Origin of the sequence: Escherichia sp. KTE52 (genome assembly GCF_000408325.1) — a bacterium.
Taxonomy (GTDB): domain Bacteria; phylum Pseudomonadota; class Gammaproteobacteria; order Enterobacterales; family Enterobacteriaceae; genus Escherichia; species Escherichia marmotae.
On the sequence record NZ_KE138676.1, the window covers coordinates 619,739 to 633,527 of the forward strand.

Consider the following 13,789-nt stretch of genomic DNA (forward strand, 5'->3'; position numbering starts at 1 on the left):
TCAATGCGGTTATTTATTGCCGAAAAACCGAGTCTGGCGCGCGCTATTGCTGATGTCCTGCCCAAACCGCACCGTAAAGGCGATGGCTTTATCGAATGCGGCAATGGTCAGGTGGTGACCTGGTGTATCGGTCACCTGCTTGAGCAGGCGCAGCCAGACGCCTACGACAGCCGCTATGCGCGCTGGAATCTGGCAGATCTGCCGATTGTCCCGGAAAAGTGGCAATTGCAACCGCGGCCTTCCGTGACCAAACAACTTAACGTCATCAAACGCTTTCTGCACGAAGCCAGCGAAATCGTTCATGCCGGAGACCCGGATCGTGAAGGGCAATTGCTGGTGGATGAAGTGCTGGATTACCTGCAACTTGCGCCGGAAAAGCGCCAGCAAGTTCAGCGTTGTTTAATCAACGACCTGAACCCGCAGGCGGTTGAGCGGGCGATCGATCGTCTTCGTTCCAACAGTGAGTTTGTACCGTTGTGCGTTTCTGCGCTGGCGCGAGCGCGTGCCGACTGGTTGTACGGCATTAATATGACCCGCGCATATACCATTCTGGGGCGTAATGCTGGCTACCAGGGGGTACTTTCCGTTGGGCGCGTGCAGACGCCAGTGCTTGGGCTGGTGGTGCGCCGCGACGAAGAGATTGAAAACTTCGTGGCGAAAGATTTCTTTGAAGTCAAAGCGCATATCGTGACGCCTGCCGATGAGCGGTTTACCGCCATCTGGCAACCGAGCGAAGCGTGTGAGCCGTACCAGGATGAAGAGGGGCGTTTGTTGCATCGTCCGCTGGCGGAGCATGTCGTTAACCGCATCAGCGGCCAACCGGCGATTGTCACCAGTTATAACGATAAACGGGAATCAGAATCCGCGCCGCTGCCATTTTCGCTTTCGACGTTACAGATTGAAGCGGCAAAACGTTTTGGCCTGAGTGCGCAGAACGTGCTTGATATCTGTCAGAAATTGTACGAAACGCACAAGCTGATTACCTATCCACGTTCCGATTGTCGTTATTTGCCGGAGGAACATTTTGCCGGACGCCATGCGGTGATGAATGCCATCAGTGTCCATGCGCCGAGTCTTCTGCCGCAGCCCGTGGTTGATCCAGATTTACGCAACCGCTGCTGGGATGACAAAAAGGTGGATGCCCACCACGCCATCATCCCGACCGCGCGGAGTTCGGCTATCAACCTGACGGAGAACGAAGCGAAGGTTTATAGTCTGATTGCTCGTCAGTATCTGATGCAATTCTGCCCGGACGCGGTGTTCCGCAAGTGTGTGATCGAACTGGACATAGCAAAAGGCAAATTTGTTGCAAAAGCACGTTTTCTTGCCGAAGCGGGCTGGCGCACGCTGTTAGGCAGCAAAGAGCGTGACGAAGAAAACGACGGCACGCCACTTCCTGTGGTGGCAAAAGACGATGAGTTGCTGTGCGAGAAGGGTGAAGTGGTAGAGCGGCAAACCCAGCCGCCGCGCCATTTCACCGATGCAACACTGCTTTCGGCAATGACCGGGATTGCGCGCTTTGTACAGGACAAAGATCTGAAGAAGATCCTTCGTGCGACCGATGGTCTGGGCACAGAAGCGACCCGCGCGGGGATTATTGAACTGCTGTTCAAGCGCGGCTTCCTGACCAAAAAAGGGCGCTACATCCACTCTACTGATGCCGGAAAAGCGTTATTCCATTCGCTGCCAGAAATGGCGACGCGACCGGACATGACAGCGCACTGGGAATCGGTGCTGACGCAAATCAGCGAAAAACAGTGCCGCTACCAGGACTTTATGCAGCCGCTGGTGGGGACGCTGTACCAACTGATTGATCAGGCTAAGCGCACGCCGGTGCGGCAGTTTCGCGGCATAGTGGCTCCGGGCAGCGGCGAAGAGAAGAAAAAGGCTTCACCACGCAAGCGAACGCCGAAAAAAAGCCCACCATCGGAAGATGCGGGCAGTGGAGCGATAACATAAAGGCGTGATGCTGAAGATTTTCAGGGGGTTTACGTCGCACCCGGACAAATGCCTGATGCGACGCTTGCGCGTCTTATCAGGCCTACAGAGCTGTTCTCTGATTCAGAGGGTTTTCGTAGGCCGGATAAGGCGTTCACGCCGCATCCGGCACAAACGCCTGATGACTTAAATCACCCCTTGCGCCAGCATCGCATCGGCAACCTTCACAAAACCAGCAATATTCGCGCCCTGCACGTAGTTGGTTTGCTCACCTTCACCACCATGCTCAACACAGGCATGGTGGATATCCAGCATAATGTGGTGTAAACGCGCATCAACTTTTTCGGCTTTCCAGCCCAGACGCGCAGCGTTTTGCGCCATTTCCAGCCCCGATGTTGCAACGCCACCTGCATTAGCCGCTTTACCTGGCGCAAACAGCACGCCTGCCTGCTGGAACAGCTCAGTCGCTTCGATGGTCGTTGGCATATTTGCCCCTTCGGCCACCGCTTTAACGCCGTTGGCGATAAGCTGATGTGCAGCGTCAACATCCAGTTCGTTCTGGGTCGCGCACGGCAGGGCGATATCAACCGGCACAGACCACGGTTGTTGGCCTTCGAGATAGACCAGACCAAATTCTTTGGCGTAATCCGCAACGCGACCATCACGGCTGGATTTGATTTCGATAAGACGCGCCAGTTTCTCTTTGGTAAATCCACTTTCATCAACCACGGTGCCGCTGGAGTCTGATGCTGTAACCACGCGAGCGCCAAATTCCATCGCTTTTTCGATAGCGTACTGGGCGACGTTGCCGGAGCCAGAAACGGAAACACGCATTCCTTCAAAACCCATACCGTGGCGTTTCAGCATCGCTTCAGTGAAATAAACCAGACCGTAACCGGTGGCTTCCGGACGAATCAGACTGCCGCCAAAAGAAAGCCCCTTACCGGTGAAGACGCAGGCGGTATTGTTAGACAGTTTTTTCATCATCCCCGCCATAAAGCCGACTTCACGGCCACCAACGCCGATATCGCCCGCCGGAACGTCGGTATCCGCGCCCAGGTGGCGATACAGTTCAGTCATCAGCGCCTGGCAGAAACGCATCACTTCGCCTTCGCTTTTCCCTTTCGGATCGAAATCGCTACCACCTTTACCACCGCCCATTGGCAGGGTAGTCAGAGCATTTTTAAAGGTTTGTTCGAAGCCGAGGAATTTAAGGATGGAGAGGTTTACTGAAGGATGGAAGCGCATACCGCCTTTGTACGGGCCGATGGCGGAGCTGAACTGGACACGCCATGCGCGGTTAACCTGTACCTGATTGCGATCGTCAACCCAGACTACGCGAAACTGAATCACGCGCTCCGGTTCAACCAGGCGCTCCAGTAACGACATTTGGCGATATTTTGGATTTTGTTCAAGAAAAGGCCAGAGTGTGGTCATGACTTCACGAACGGCTTGCGCGAACTCGGTTTGATTCGGGTCGCGCTTTTGGACATGGTTGAGGAATGACTCCAGAGAATATGTCTGATCCATAGATATAAAACCCTTATATATTAATACGATTGTGCTGGTGTTGTTTGTTTTAGATGTTTCTGCAGTTTTCGACTATACCATCAAGAATGTGACGGTAAGCAAGAAAAAAATGACGCAGGAAAGCAAATTAATGATCTGCGGGTTTTATAAACGTCACCTAATGTTTGCTGTGACTCTGGTGCGTTTTATCAGACCTGGAAAACCGTGCGCATTTTCAAGAGTGGTTCGAGGCGGATAAGACGTGCACGTCGCATCCGGCAACCAGACGCTAAAGTTTTTCTGCCCGGTTACCGTTATCAGTAGCAGAGACAACGAATATAAGGAGTTTCCTGTGAGTAGAGCATTATTCGCCGTAACATTGGCATTTCCATTCTTTGCGCTGGCCAACCCGCAATATCGTCCGGATGTAGAGGCGAATGTGCCGCCGGAGGTGTTTAGTTCTGGCGGACAATCGGTGCAGCCCTGTAACCAGTGCTGCGTTTATCAGGATCAAAACTATTCGGAGGGGGCAGTGATTAAAGCGGAGGGGATATTGCTGCAATGCCAGCGGGATGACAAAACCATTAGCACCAATCCGCTGGTCTGGCGGCGCGTAAAGCCATAAACGCCTGTAAAAGTGGAATATCAGCAGGAGCCAGCGGATATTGCAAAGCCTCTTCTGGCGAACACCAGACCAGCGCCTGATGTTCGAGTGCCTGGCACGTACCGTGGAAGTCCGGTACGTGCCAGGCATGAAGATGGATAATCCGGCCAGACACTTCCTTCTGATGGCTGGCAACGTAAACACCGACAGTAGCTTCGATGCCGAGTTCTTCGCGCAATTCCCGCACCAGCGCCTGCGGCTGGCTTTCATCCGGCTCGACTTTGCCACCTGCAAACTCCCATAACCCCGCCTGATCGCTATGAGCGGGGCGCTGTGCGAGTAAAATTTTGCTATCCCGTTCGATAATGGCGGCAACAACATCAATCATTTTCATAAATTACCCACAGGCAGATAAGCGAAAAATGCCATAATATCCGCAGTGTTGCCCGAGCTGAAGGGCTTTATATTTAAGGAGTGCCCGTGTTAGACCGCCATCTTCACCCCCGGATTAAACCTTTGCTGCATCAATGCGTGCAGGTGCTTGATAAACCCGGCATCACGCCAGATGGTTTAACGTTAGTCGGGTTTGCTGTTGGTGTGCTGGCACTGCCGTTTCTGGCGTTGGGCTGGTATCTGCCTGCGCTGATCGCCATTTTGCTGAACAGATTACTTGATGGTCTGGATGGCGCGCTGGCGCGGCGTAGAGGATTAACTGACGCAGGCGGTTTTCTTGATATTTCTCTCGATTTTCTCTTTTATGCGCTGGTGCCGTTTGGCTTTATTCTCGCGGCACCAGAACAAAATGCGCTGGCGGGCGGCTGGCTGCTGTTTGCGTTTATCGGCACGGGCAGCAGTTTTCTTGCTTTTGCTGCGCTGGCGGCGAAGCATCAGATCGATAACCCCGGTTATGCGCATAAATCGTTTTACTATCTGGGGGGATTAACTGAAGGCAGCGAGACGATTTTGCTGTTTGTTCTGAGTTGCCTCTTTCCAGCGTATTTCCCGTGGTTTGCGTGGATATTTGGCGCGCTGTGCTGGATGACGACATTTACACGGGTGTGGAGTGGGTATCTGACGCTGAAGGGGCTTCAGCGTCAGTAATTGCAGTGTTATTTGCTACTGTCCGGGCCGCGTTCACCGGTTGCTACCGGGTTTTTCGGATCGCTGCTCCATTCGTACCAACCACCGTCGTAAACAGAGACATTATTCCAGCCCATTGCCCGCGCATACATAAAGGTTTCTGATGCGCGCCAGCCGGTGCCGCAGTAGAACGAGACTTGTTGATCCGGCAGGATGTTCCATTCTTTCCACATCGCTGTGATGTCGTCCGCAGTACGCATAGTGCCGTCTGGGTTATGGAAATCTTCCATATGCGTTGAGTCGCTGCCCGCATGACCCCAACGTGCGCCTGGGATATCACCTTTTGGCTTGATGTAGTCATAGCCGCTGGTGGTGCCGATAAATTCAGCCCATGAACGAATGCTGACCAGTGACGCATCCTGGCGATGCAGCAGACCGCGCGCCTGTTCCATATCGAGCATCAGTTGCGGTTGCGCCGGGATCTTCACGCCGAAGTCAGGTTCGGGTTTCACTGTCGGTGGCGTACCGCGTTCAACGGGCAGACCCGCATCAGACCAGGTTTGCCAACCACCGTCCAGCAAGCGCACATCTTTCACGCCAGCGTAGAGCATAATCTGCGCCACGCGCGCGGCGGCGTAAACGTCGCGCCCGTACAGAATTACTGTGGTGTCATGACGAATGCCATGTTTTGCCAGCATTGCTTTAAGTTGTTCGTCAGAGACTTTATTCCACAGTGGTTCGCTTTCCACTTCGTTGGTGTCAATGTAATCGGCACCAGGAATATGGCTGAGGAGGTAAAGTTTCGGAGCGCCCCATGCTGCTTCGATCACTTTCCAGTCACCCGCAGGTTTCGCCGTAACTTCTTTGCCTTGTTGCAGGTCATGCAGCCATTGCGGGTAAACCAGTTGCTCAAAGTGCGGCAATTTTTGCAGACGGGAAGGTTCGCTTAGCGCGCCACTCAAGATGGAGATATGCGTAAAGCCTGCTTTTTGCAGACGCGTTTTAACGGCTTCGACGTCTTTGTCATTACCGTATAACGCCACCGGCGCATCGGCTTTCAGGTTATGTTGCTTAATCCACGCGTTGAGCTGTTCAGTACTCATTTTGTCGAGCCAGCTTGCAGAAAGGTTTAAGGCGGCAGGTTCATGGCCGGAAGGGCCATTTAAGGTTTGTGGCCAGCCGTTATAAAACGCGCTTGGGCGGGTATCTATTGCTGCGCCATTTTGTTGTTGAAGCTGGTCAAGTGTAAGAGGCTTCGCCAGTTCAGCGGCCCACGAAGAAGCGCAAGCCAGCCCTAAAGCCATTGCCAGCGCGGTCATTTGAGAAACACGTTTCATCGAAAATCCCGACATTGTAGTTTTGAGTGCGCCATTCTGAACTGACGCATCGGGAAAAACTTTGCGTTATCGCAGTTTGTTGTAATTTTCTGACCACTGAGCCATATCCAGAACGGGACTATCGGCAGGAACATCCTGAAAATCGTGGGTGACTTGAACGACGGGGATCGCCAGTTCGCGGACTTCATTGAATACCCACTGACGAAAATTATCGCGCAGAGCTACGTCAAGACGGCTGAACGGTTCATCAAGCAATAATGCCTTTGGCTGGGCGAGAAGGGCGCGCAGCAGAGCCACCCGCGCACGTTGGCCACCAGACAGCGTGGCCGGGTCCTGATGGAAAGTTCCGCCAAGTCCCGCACGCTCAAGCGCATCATCCACTGCATTGCGTCTTGCGTCACCTTTGAGCGTTGACGGTAGTGCCAGTAGTAAATTTTGTCCAACGCTGAACTGATCAAACAACAGCGCATCCTGGAAAAGAATACCAATCTGACGCCGGGCGGTGGGTAGGGTGTCGAGGCGTTGCTCATTGAGCCATAGTTCACCGGTGTAAGAAAATTGTCCCGCCAGTGCGCCAATCATCCAGGAAAACAGCGTAGATTTTCCGCAGCCAGACGGGCCCATTAACGTGACAATGTCACCTTTATTGACTGTGAAATTAACGTTTTCCAGTAAGCAGGTTTCAGGCAAACGTAGCGAAACATCTTTTACGCAGAGCATTAACGGAGTCCTTGTCTGGCAAAACCTACCCATTTTGCAAGCAGGGCGGTAAGGGCAAAAATAATAAGTGGTAATAGCAGTTGCCATAAAGCCTGAGCGGCGAGGATACCGTTGCTGCCGCCACTGCTTAACGCCACTGCTTCAGTCGTCAGCGTCGGGAAGCGCCCCGCGCCCAGCCACAGCGTCGGCATATATTGCGCAATGCTGACTGAAAATCCGACAGCGAAGGCAATAAGCGCAGGACGCAGCATGAGTGGGCATTTCACGTAAAAGAATATTTTGCCTCGCGACCAACCCAGCGTTTGGGCAATCAGAATTAACCGTGAGTCAATACGCTGCCAGGCCGGTTGCAGGATAAACAACATCCACGGCATCACCCACAGCAGATGTCCCCACACCACCACAGCCCAGCAGCCATCCAGATGTAACCACAGCGCCAGCGTGTACTGGCCTGCCACCAGCGGCAGCGCTGGTAATAAAATGGGCAGCCATAACCACAACTGGCGACGCTTTGCTCCCCATTCCAGCCACAGCAGTAATAGGATCAAAGCGATGAATGTCGTTGCCAGTCCCATCGTCAGGCTATTGAATAGCGCCTCGTCATTGATCGTCGATTGATCTGCAAGGATCGCCAGCAGAACCACACAGAGCACGCCAGTCAATGGTAATAATCTCGCCAGCGTACTACCGGGCAATAAAGGCGTGGCTGGTTTGCGAACGCCATCTTTGCGGGGAATTGTGCGCCGCCAGGTGCGCCATAAAAGATAGCCCAGCAAAACACAGGTGGCGAGTAACAGCATCAGCAGCAGGCTGGCAAGTGCGCCTTTTATCTGTTGATCGGTGTCGCCCTGGGTTAACCACTGCCAGCTAATTACCGCCAGCGTCGGTGGATTACCCGGCCCAAGGATAATTGCGATATCCACGACCGATAGCGACCAGGCCACAATTGCCAGCATCGCCATTGCCAGTGCGGGAGCGACTGAGGGTAACAGCAGCCAGTTCAGGCATTGCCAGCGGCTGTAGCCCAGTGAATCCAGCACGATGACTTGTTGCAACAGCCTTTTTTCACTCAATACTGCCGCCAAAATCCACAGCAGAAATGCGCTTTCTTTCACCGCCAGAGTAATGCCCAGACCGATACCCAATCTGTCTGTCGGCGGAGTGAGGAAAGGGAAAAACTGATAAACCAGGCCGCCTTCGGCAAACAGTAGCAGGACGCTGGTGGCAAAAGCGACGTGGGGGATGGCGAGCAGCCACGGCAGACGGGCGCACAAATGCAGCCATTTCGCGCCAGGCCACAGCGCCACAATCACCAGCAGGGCAATCAACAACGCACCTACCGCCGCGATAGTTGTCGACACCAGCGTTGCCAGTATTGCCTGTGATAACTGCGGATCGGCAAATAACGCCTGCCAGTGTGTCAACGACAAGGCAGGCGTTATCAGCGTGAGCGCTGCCGGGATCAGCGGTGCGTAAATCACCGCCATCACCACCCACAGCAATAAAATTAATGCGTACCGTAACGGCGTAGCCATTCTTGTTCCAGCACATTTACCCAACCAGCATGCGGTTCCGCCAGTACTGGCGGCAGATCCTGCGGCATTCTTGATTGTAATGTTTCGCGCTGCCCGGCAGGCAGTTTTTGTGGTTCAAGAACAGAAGGATCGCCCCAGACCGCAGGATCCGCTTTACGCAGTTGCGCTTCGGGTGAGAGCAGGAAGTTGGCGACCACCTTCGCCGCAGCACTGGCACTGGCGTTGGCAGGAATGGTGACGAAATGCACGTTGCCAATCATTCCCTCGCTAAAGCCAAAGCTGTAACTGCTCGCTGGCAAATCGCCACTGGCTATTTTTTGCCGGGCATGAGCGGGGTTAAAGGTCAGCGACAGGCGCAATGTGCCGGATTTCAGCAGGGCATCCATTCGCGCGGGCGAAGGGGGGAAATCCTTTCCTTCGCGCCACAAATACGGATGCAGCGCATCGAGATACTGCCACAGCGGTGCAGTAATCTGGGCGAAAGTAGCATCGTTCGGCGCTTCTTTTAATGCAGCGGGATCTGGCGTCAGCATAATCAACAACTGTTCAAGAAATGCTGTGCCGGTAAAGTCTGGTGGGCGTGGATAGGTAACTGCGCCTGGATTGGCTTTGGCAAACTCCAGCAAGGCTTGCGGTGTTTTCGGTGGTTGTGGTGTCAGATCGCGGCGAGCGATAAACGTAAGTTGTGCGCCGCCCCAGGGGGATTCTGCCCCCTCGGTAGCGACAGAAAAATCTTCCCGTACAGGTAGTTGCGTGTCGACATAACGCCAGTTAGGTAATGTTTCCGCCCAGCCGGTTTGCAGCAAATTCGCCTCTTTTAACGTGCGGAAATTTTCACCATTTACCCACAAGAGATCTACCGAGCCGCCCGTTTTACGTCCGGCTGCGGCTTCGGTCTGAATGCGTTTTACTGCGTCAGCGGCATCAGCCAGGCGAACAATCTTCAGGTTTATATCGTAATGCGTTTTCATCTCACCGCTGACCCAGTCGAGATAGCGGTTAATCGCGGTGTCGCCGCCCCAGGCGTTAAACCAGACGGTTTGCCCTTTGGCGTCGTTCTTAGTTTCCTGCCAGTCACTGGCATGTGTTGCCAAAGAAAACAGCGATAACAGTCCCAGCAACCACCCACAATGGCGCATCATTTCTCCTTAAGAACGTTTTTCAGGAAGTCGGCACAGTCCCTGGGCGGGAATGGCCATAGCAGAATTAAAACGGGCCGACAGGTTTTGCAGGCCGATTAATGCCGTCAGTTCGGTGAGCGCCTGAGCGTCAAAATGGGCTGCCAGTCGGGTGCGCAGGGCATCATCTACCGTTGGCGGCGTAACGCTGGCGGCTTCGGCGTATTCCAGCGCCAGCCGCTCCTCATCGCTGAACAGCGGGCTTTGCCGCCAGTCGGCCACCGCCAGCAGTTTATCGGTGCTGCCGGTTCGTTCAGCGACTTTCATGCTGGTGATGTCTACGCAAAACTCACACAGGCACATTTGCGCAATGCGCGCGCTGACAAGCGATCGCACCACCGGATCGAGCGGGGAGCGTTTGCGCTCCAGCCAGCCGACAAACATCGACACCAGATAGAAGATAAATGGGATCCGCCCCCACCAGCGAATCGGACTTAGCACCTCACCGTAATGGCGACGATGTAGCCACGCCTGCGGACGTAAAATTAAAGGAATTTTGCTAAGCGGCGGTAAACCCATCAGACATTCCTCTTCTGGCGCTCAAACCATATTTTTTTCGCCATGAAAATCACCACAGTCAGGGCAAACAGGATAAACAGTCCGGTAACAAACCAGAATGTGCCGCCCGTTAACATGCTGCCCGCCCAGGAATAGACAATGGTTGCGGGTAACTGACCAAGCCCGGTGGCGATAAAAAACGGACGAAAACGTATTGATGTCAGGCCGGCAGCATAGCTGATTGGATCAAAAGGGACAAAAGGCAATAACCGACATACCAGGATGGTATGTTTGCCGTAGCGAGTGAAAAAACCGTCCATGCTATCGAGCACGGTTTTACCGGTTAACTTTTCCACTACTTCGCGGCCCATCACTCTGGCGATAAAAAAGCACAGCGCCGCACCCGCCATCGAACTGGTCCACGACAGCAAGCCCCCCCAGAACGCGCCAAACAGCGACGCATTGGCAAAGGTGATCAAAAACGCAGGCAGCGGTGCGGCAATGGCCTGCAAAATCATCAACAAGAATGAGACAACTGCCGCCAGTGTGCCGTAAGACTGAATAAATCGTTCTATACCCTGTTGGTCCACAGCGGCAAACGCCGCAAGGCTGCGATTGATAAAGTCATGGACGCCAGGAACCAGCGCCCATGCGAGCAGCGTAGCGAACAACAGGATGATGATGGCTGTACGGTAGTACCAGATTTTACGCGAATGCATCTTCATCATCCTTTATCCATGTTTTATTCTGTGATTTTAAAGGTCACCGTTGCCAGCGTGCTATCTGCCGGGAGAACTGACGCATTGCCTTTGAATTTCACTTCGCCACGTTTTTCCACCGCACCATAAGTGTATGTCGCATTGCTGACAATACCGACCGGGCAGCTATCCAGGCACACCAGACAACCGGTTTTTTTCTCTTCTGCCGCCGCTAAATTGCCACCAAAGCGCATGTCCAGTTTCTTGCCATTACTATCAACAATCACTTCATCGAAGGAATACGCTTTTGCCGCCCCTTGCCAGTTCACCGAAATATCCAGTTTGCTGCCTGCAACATGGGTAGCTTCTTTGTTATCCATAGTCATATTTTCGCCCGGTGTGCCACCCGCCTGTTTCAGAGCGTCATAAAATGCTTTCGGGGTGGCATATCCCATAAACAGTGATTTATGCCCGTTGGAGCCGTCTTTAAACACAATGCCGTGACGGGTATCGTCGGTGAGGAAACGACCATTAATTTGCACCAACATAGTTACCGTATGTGCCTGTGTATCGACGCGCAGTGGCTCACTGGCCGAAAGCCCATCGTATTCCACTTTGGCCTCGGTATTCTCTTTTTGATCACAGCCGCTAAGCACTGCCGCTGCCAGTAAACACAGCGCAGCCAGTCCTTTTTTCCATGACACTGAATATTGTTGCAACATCGTTCTATCCTTCGTTTTTAGGGTGAGTAAGCGGTTGGCTGTCAGAAGCAGTCAGATCCACGTGTTTAAAGCGGGCGTAGCGTTTGGCGAGTTGGACGAGAATAAACAGCGTCAGTCCAGCCAGACAGAGGTTTAAAATAAAGTGCACGGTAATGCCTTCACGGGCGAGATCGCTGGCCATCACGGTATAAATAATAATCCCAGGCAGGGTAGTTAATGCCGAAATAAGGGTAAAAGGCCAGAAGGCTATAGCAGTTAATCCGTAAGCGTAATTTTGAATATTGTAAGGAAACAGCGGGATTAAGCGGGTCAGAATAAGAAAATCGATACCATTACGCGCAATACCTTTTTCAATAGCCTGAAAAGTATGGCTATGACCGACGTATTTCAGCAGCAAGTCACGCCCCAGCCAGCGCGCCAGCAGGAATGAGCACGACGAGGCCAGCGTAGCGGCAATTAACGAAAGTAGCGTTCCCAACAACGGGCCAAAGACTATTCCACCGGCGATCACCAGTACGCTACCGGGTAACAGAAAGAGGGTAGCGATAATGAATAACAGAATATAGAGGCTATAACCGAAAAATCCGCTCTGGCGAATGAGCGTTTGTAAGTGGGGTAAATCGGTGACCAGATCGAATAAACCGAAAGCGTGGATAGCGTAAATTATCAGTGCAAAAAGCAGACAGGCAAAAAGAAATTTACGCTCAGCGTTCATCGTAGAGTTTCCTATATCAAACTTGATAATAGAGAAGTGGTCAGACAACTAAAAACGCAGTGACGGTATAACAAAGGACGGCAGGCAACAAATCATTACTGACAGTTTGTTGATTTTTCTCAAGGTTAATTCTCCTGACCTCGTGCGGGTCAGGAGAGCAGATAAATTAGCGGCGGAAGGTCGCCCACACAGGTGCGTGATCTGACGGTTTTTCCATACTGCGGATTTCATAGTCGATGCCGGTTTCTACGCAGCATTCCGCCAACGGCTGGCTGGCGAGCAGCAGGTCGATACGCAGACCACGGTTATCGTCAAAACCTTTTGAGCGGTAATCAAACCACGAAAAGCGATCTGCTGTTTCCGGATTAGCGTGACGGAAGGTATCTACCAGCCCCCAGCCGATCAGTCTGTCCATCCATTCGCGTTCTTCCGGCAGGAAGGAGCATTTACCGGTACGCAGCCAGCGTTTGCGGTTCTCTTCGCCAATGCCGATATCCAGGTCGGTGGGGCTGATGTTCATATCGCCCATAATCAGCACCGGATTATCGCGCTTAAGCTCAGTTTCCAGATAGTTTTGCAGGTTCTGGTAGAACTGCGCTTTTGCCGGGAATTTAATTGGATGGTCGCGGCTTTCGCCCTGTGGGAAGTAGCCGTTGATCACGGTGACATTGCCCAGCGGCGAGGGGATTTCTGCCATAATAATCCGCCGTTGAGCCTCTTCGCCGTCGCCCGGGAAGCCGCGACGCACAGCAATCGGCGTCTCTTTGGTCAGCAGCGCCACGCCATAATGGCCTTTCTGCCCGTGATAAAACACGTTGTAGCCGAGCTTTGCCACCTCTTCGAGCGGAAACATATCGTCATGAACTTTTGTCTCCTGCAGACCAATCACATCCGGTTGGTGCTTTTCGACGATGGCTTCAAGTTGGTGAGGTCTGGCGCGCAGACCGTTGATATTAAAAGAGACAAATTTCATAGTCGCTGCCGTTTATTCATATTAAGAGTGCGTGGATGGTAGCAGAAATTCGCTGTACTTACCGCCCGTTGTTAAGTGATTTGATCGATGGTTGTTAATGATGTCAACGATGGCGCAAAAAATGCCCGCTTTTGGTGCGGTCTGCGTCAGAATGGCGCAGTAATTTCCAGTAAATTTCGTCAATGATCACAATTCCAGAATTATATTTTACTTCTGCATAACATTGCGTTTTTTATTCTTTTTATTCATCCGTATCGCAAACGTATTCACTTTATATGCACT

General features: G+C 52.7%; 14 protein-coding genes. 3 read left to right on the top strand and 11 right to left on the bottom strand.

All coding sequences use genetic code 11. From position 1 onward, the window contains the following. Positions 1-3: 3 nt before the first annotated feature. Complete coding sequence (gene topB / locus A1SC_RS18110; RefSeq protein WP_016248644.1) at positions 4-1,959, top strand: DNA topoisomerase III; 1,956 nt, start codon at positions 4-6, stop codon at positions 1,957-1,959. Positions 1,960-2,124: 165 nt separating this feature from the next. Here topB and gdhA read toward each other — a convergent pair whose 3' ends face one another. Then, complete coding sequence (gene gdhA / locus A1SC_RS18105) at positions 2,125-3,468, bottom strand: NADP-specific glutamate dehydrogenase (protein WP_000373052.1); 1,344 nt, start codon at positions 3,466-3,468, stop codon at positions 2,125-2,127. A gap of 331 nt (positions 3,469-3,799) precedes the next feature. On the opposite strand from gdhA, the gene A1SC_RS18100 reads away from it, so the two are divergent. Further along, a complete protein-coding gene (locus A1SC_RS18100) occupies positions 3,800-4,072 on the top strand; it encodes a YnjH family protein (protein WP_016261960.1) in 273 nt (90 codons plus the stop codon). Here A1SC_RS18100 and A1SC_RS18095 read toward each other — a convergent pair. After that, positions 4,032-4,445, bottom strand: coding sequence for a pyrimidine (deoxy)nucleoside triphosphate diphosphatase (locus tag A1SC_RS18095; protein WP_000781858.1), 414 nt, complete (start codon positions 4,443-4,445; stop codon positions 4,032-4,034). The two genes, A1SC_RS18100 and A1SC_RS18095, sit on opposite strands and share 41 nt — an antisense overlap. Before the next feature lie 86 nt (positions 4,446-4,531). Here A1SC_RS18095 and A1SC_RS18090 point away from each other — a divergent pair, with 86 nt between their 5' ends. Continuing rightward, the gene (locus tag A1SC_RS18090; RefSeq protein ID WP_001516289.1) at positions 4,532-5,152 is read left to right on the top strand and encodes a CDP-alcohol phosphatidyltransferase family protein; all 621 of its coding nucleotides are present in this window, start codon (positions 4,532-4,534) and stop codon (positions 5,150-5,152) included. An 8-nt stretch (positions 5,153-5,160) separates the two neighbouring features. On the opposite strand, the gene ynjE is transcribed toward A1SC_RS18090, so the two are convergent. The 9 genes from ynjE to xthA all read right to left on the bottom strand — a co-directional run bounded on the left by ynjE (position 5,161) and on the right by xthA (position 13,507). Further along, a complete protein-coding gene (gene ynjE, locus A1SC_RS18085) occupies positions 5,161-6,468 on the bottom strand; it encodes a thiosulfate sulfurtransferase YnjE (RefSeq protein ID WP_001516290.1) in 1,308 nt (435 codons plus the stop codon). A 66-nt stretch (positions 6,469-6,534) separates the two neighbouring features. After that, complete coding sequence (locus A1SC_RS18080; protein WP_016261961.1) at positions 6,535-7,188, bottom strand: ATP-binding cassette domain-containing protein; 654 nt, start codon at positions 7,186-7,188, stop codon at positions 6,535-6,537. Beyond that, positions 7,188-8,723 carry an ABC transporter permease family protein gene (locus A1SC_RS18075; protein ID WP_016261962.1) on the bottom strand — a complete coding sequence of 512 codons (1,536 nt, stop codon included), beginning with the start codon at positions 8,721-8,723 and terminating at the stop codon, positions 7,188-7,190. The genes A1SC_RS18080 and A1SC_RS18075 overlap by 1 nt, the downstream gene beginning before the upstream one ends. Then, the gene (locus tag A1SC_RS18070) at positions 8,696-9,862 is read right to left on the bottom strand and encodes an ABC transporter substrate-binding protein (RefSeq protein ID WP_016261963.1); all 1,167 of its coding nucleotides are present in this window, start codon (positions 9,860-9,862) and stop codon (positions 8,696-8,698) included. The genes A1SC_RS18075 and A1SC_RS18070 overlap by 28 nt, the downstream gene beginning before the upstream one ends. Positions 9,863-9,871: 9 nt before the next feature. Beyond that, on the bottom strand, positions 9,872-10,420 hold the full coding sequence (locus A1SC_RS18065; RefSeq protein WP_000524099.1) for a carboxymuconolactone decarboxylase family protein: 549 nt from the start codon (positions 10,418-10,420) through the stop codon (positions 9,872-9,874). Beyond that, positions 10,420-11,127, bottom strand: a complete 708-nt coding sequence (locus A1SC_RS18060; protein ID WP_016248648.1) for a TVP38/TMEM64 family protein — start codon at positions 11,125-11,127, stop codon at positions 10,420-10,422. The genes A1SC_RS18065 and A1SC_RS18060 overlap by 1 nt, the downstream gene beginning before the upstream one ends. Before the next feature lie 14 nt (positions 11,128-11,141). Then, entirely contained in the window at positions 11,142-11,819 is a 678-nt protein-coding gene (ydjY, locus tag A1SC_RS18055; RefSeq protein ID WP_016261964.1) for a lipoprotein YdjY, read from the bottom strand. Positions 11,820-11,823: 4 nt separating this feature from the next. Next, the gene (locus A1SC_RS18050; RefSeq protein ID WP_016242631.1) at positions 11,824-12,534 is read right to left on the bottom strand and encodes a TVP38/TMEM64 family protein; all 711 of its coding nucleotides are present in this window, start codon (positions 12,532-12,534) and stop codon (positions 11,824-11,826) included. A 166-nt stretch (positions 12,535-12,700) separates the two neighbouring features. Continuing rightward, complete coding sequence (gene xthA / locus A1SC_RS18045) at positions 12,701-13,507, bottom strand: exodeoxyribonuclease III (RefSeq protein WP_000673938.1); 807 nt, start codon at positions 13,505-13,507, stop codon at positions 12,701-12,703. Positions 13,508-13,789: the final 282 nt, after the last annotated feature.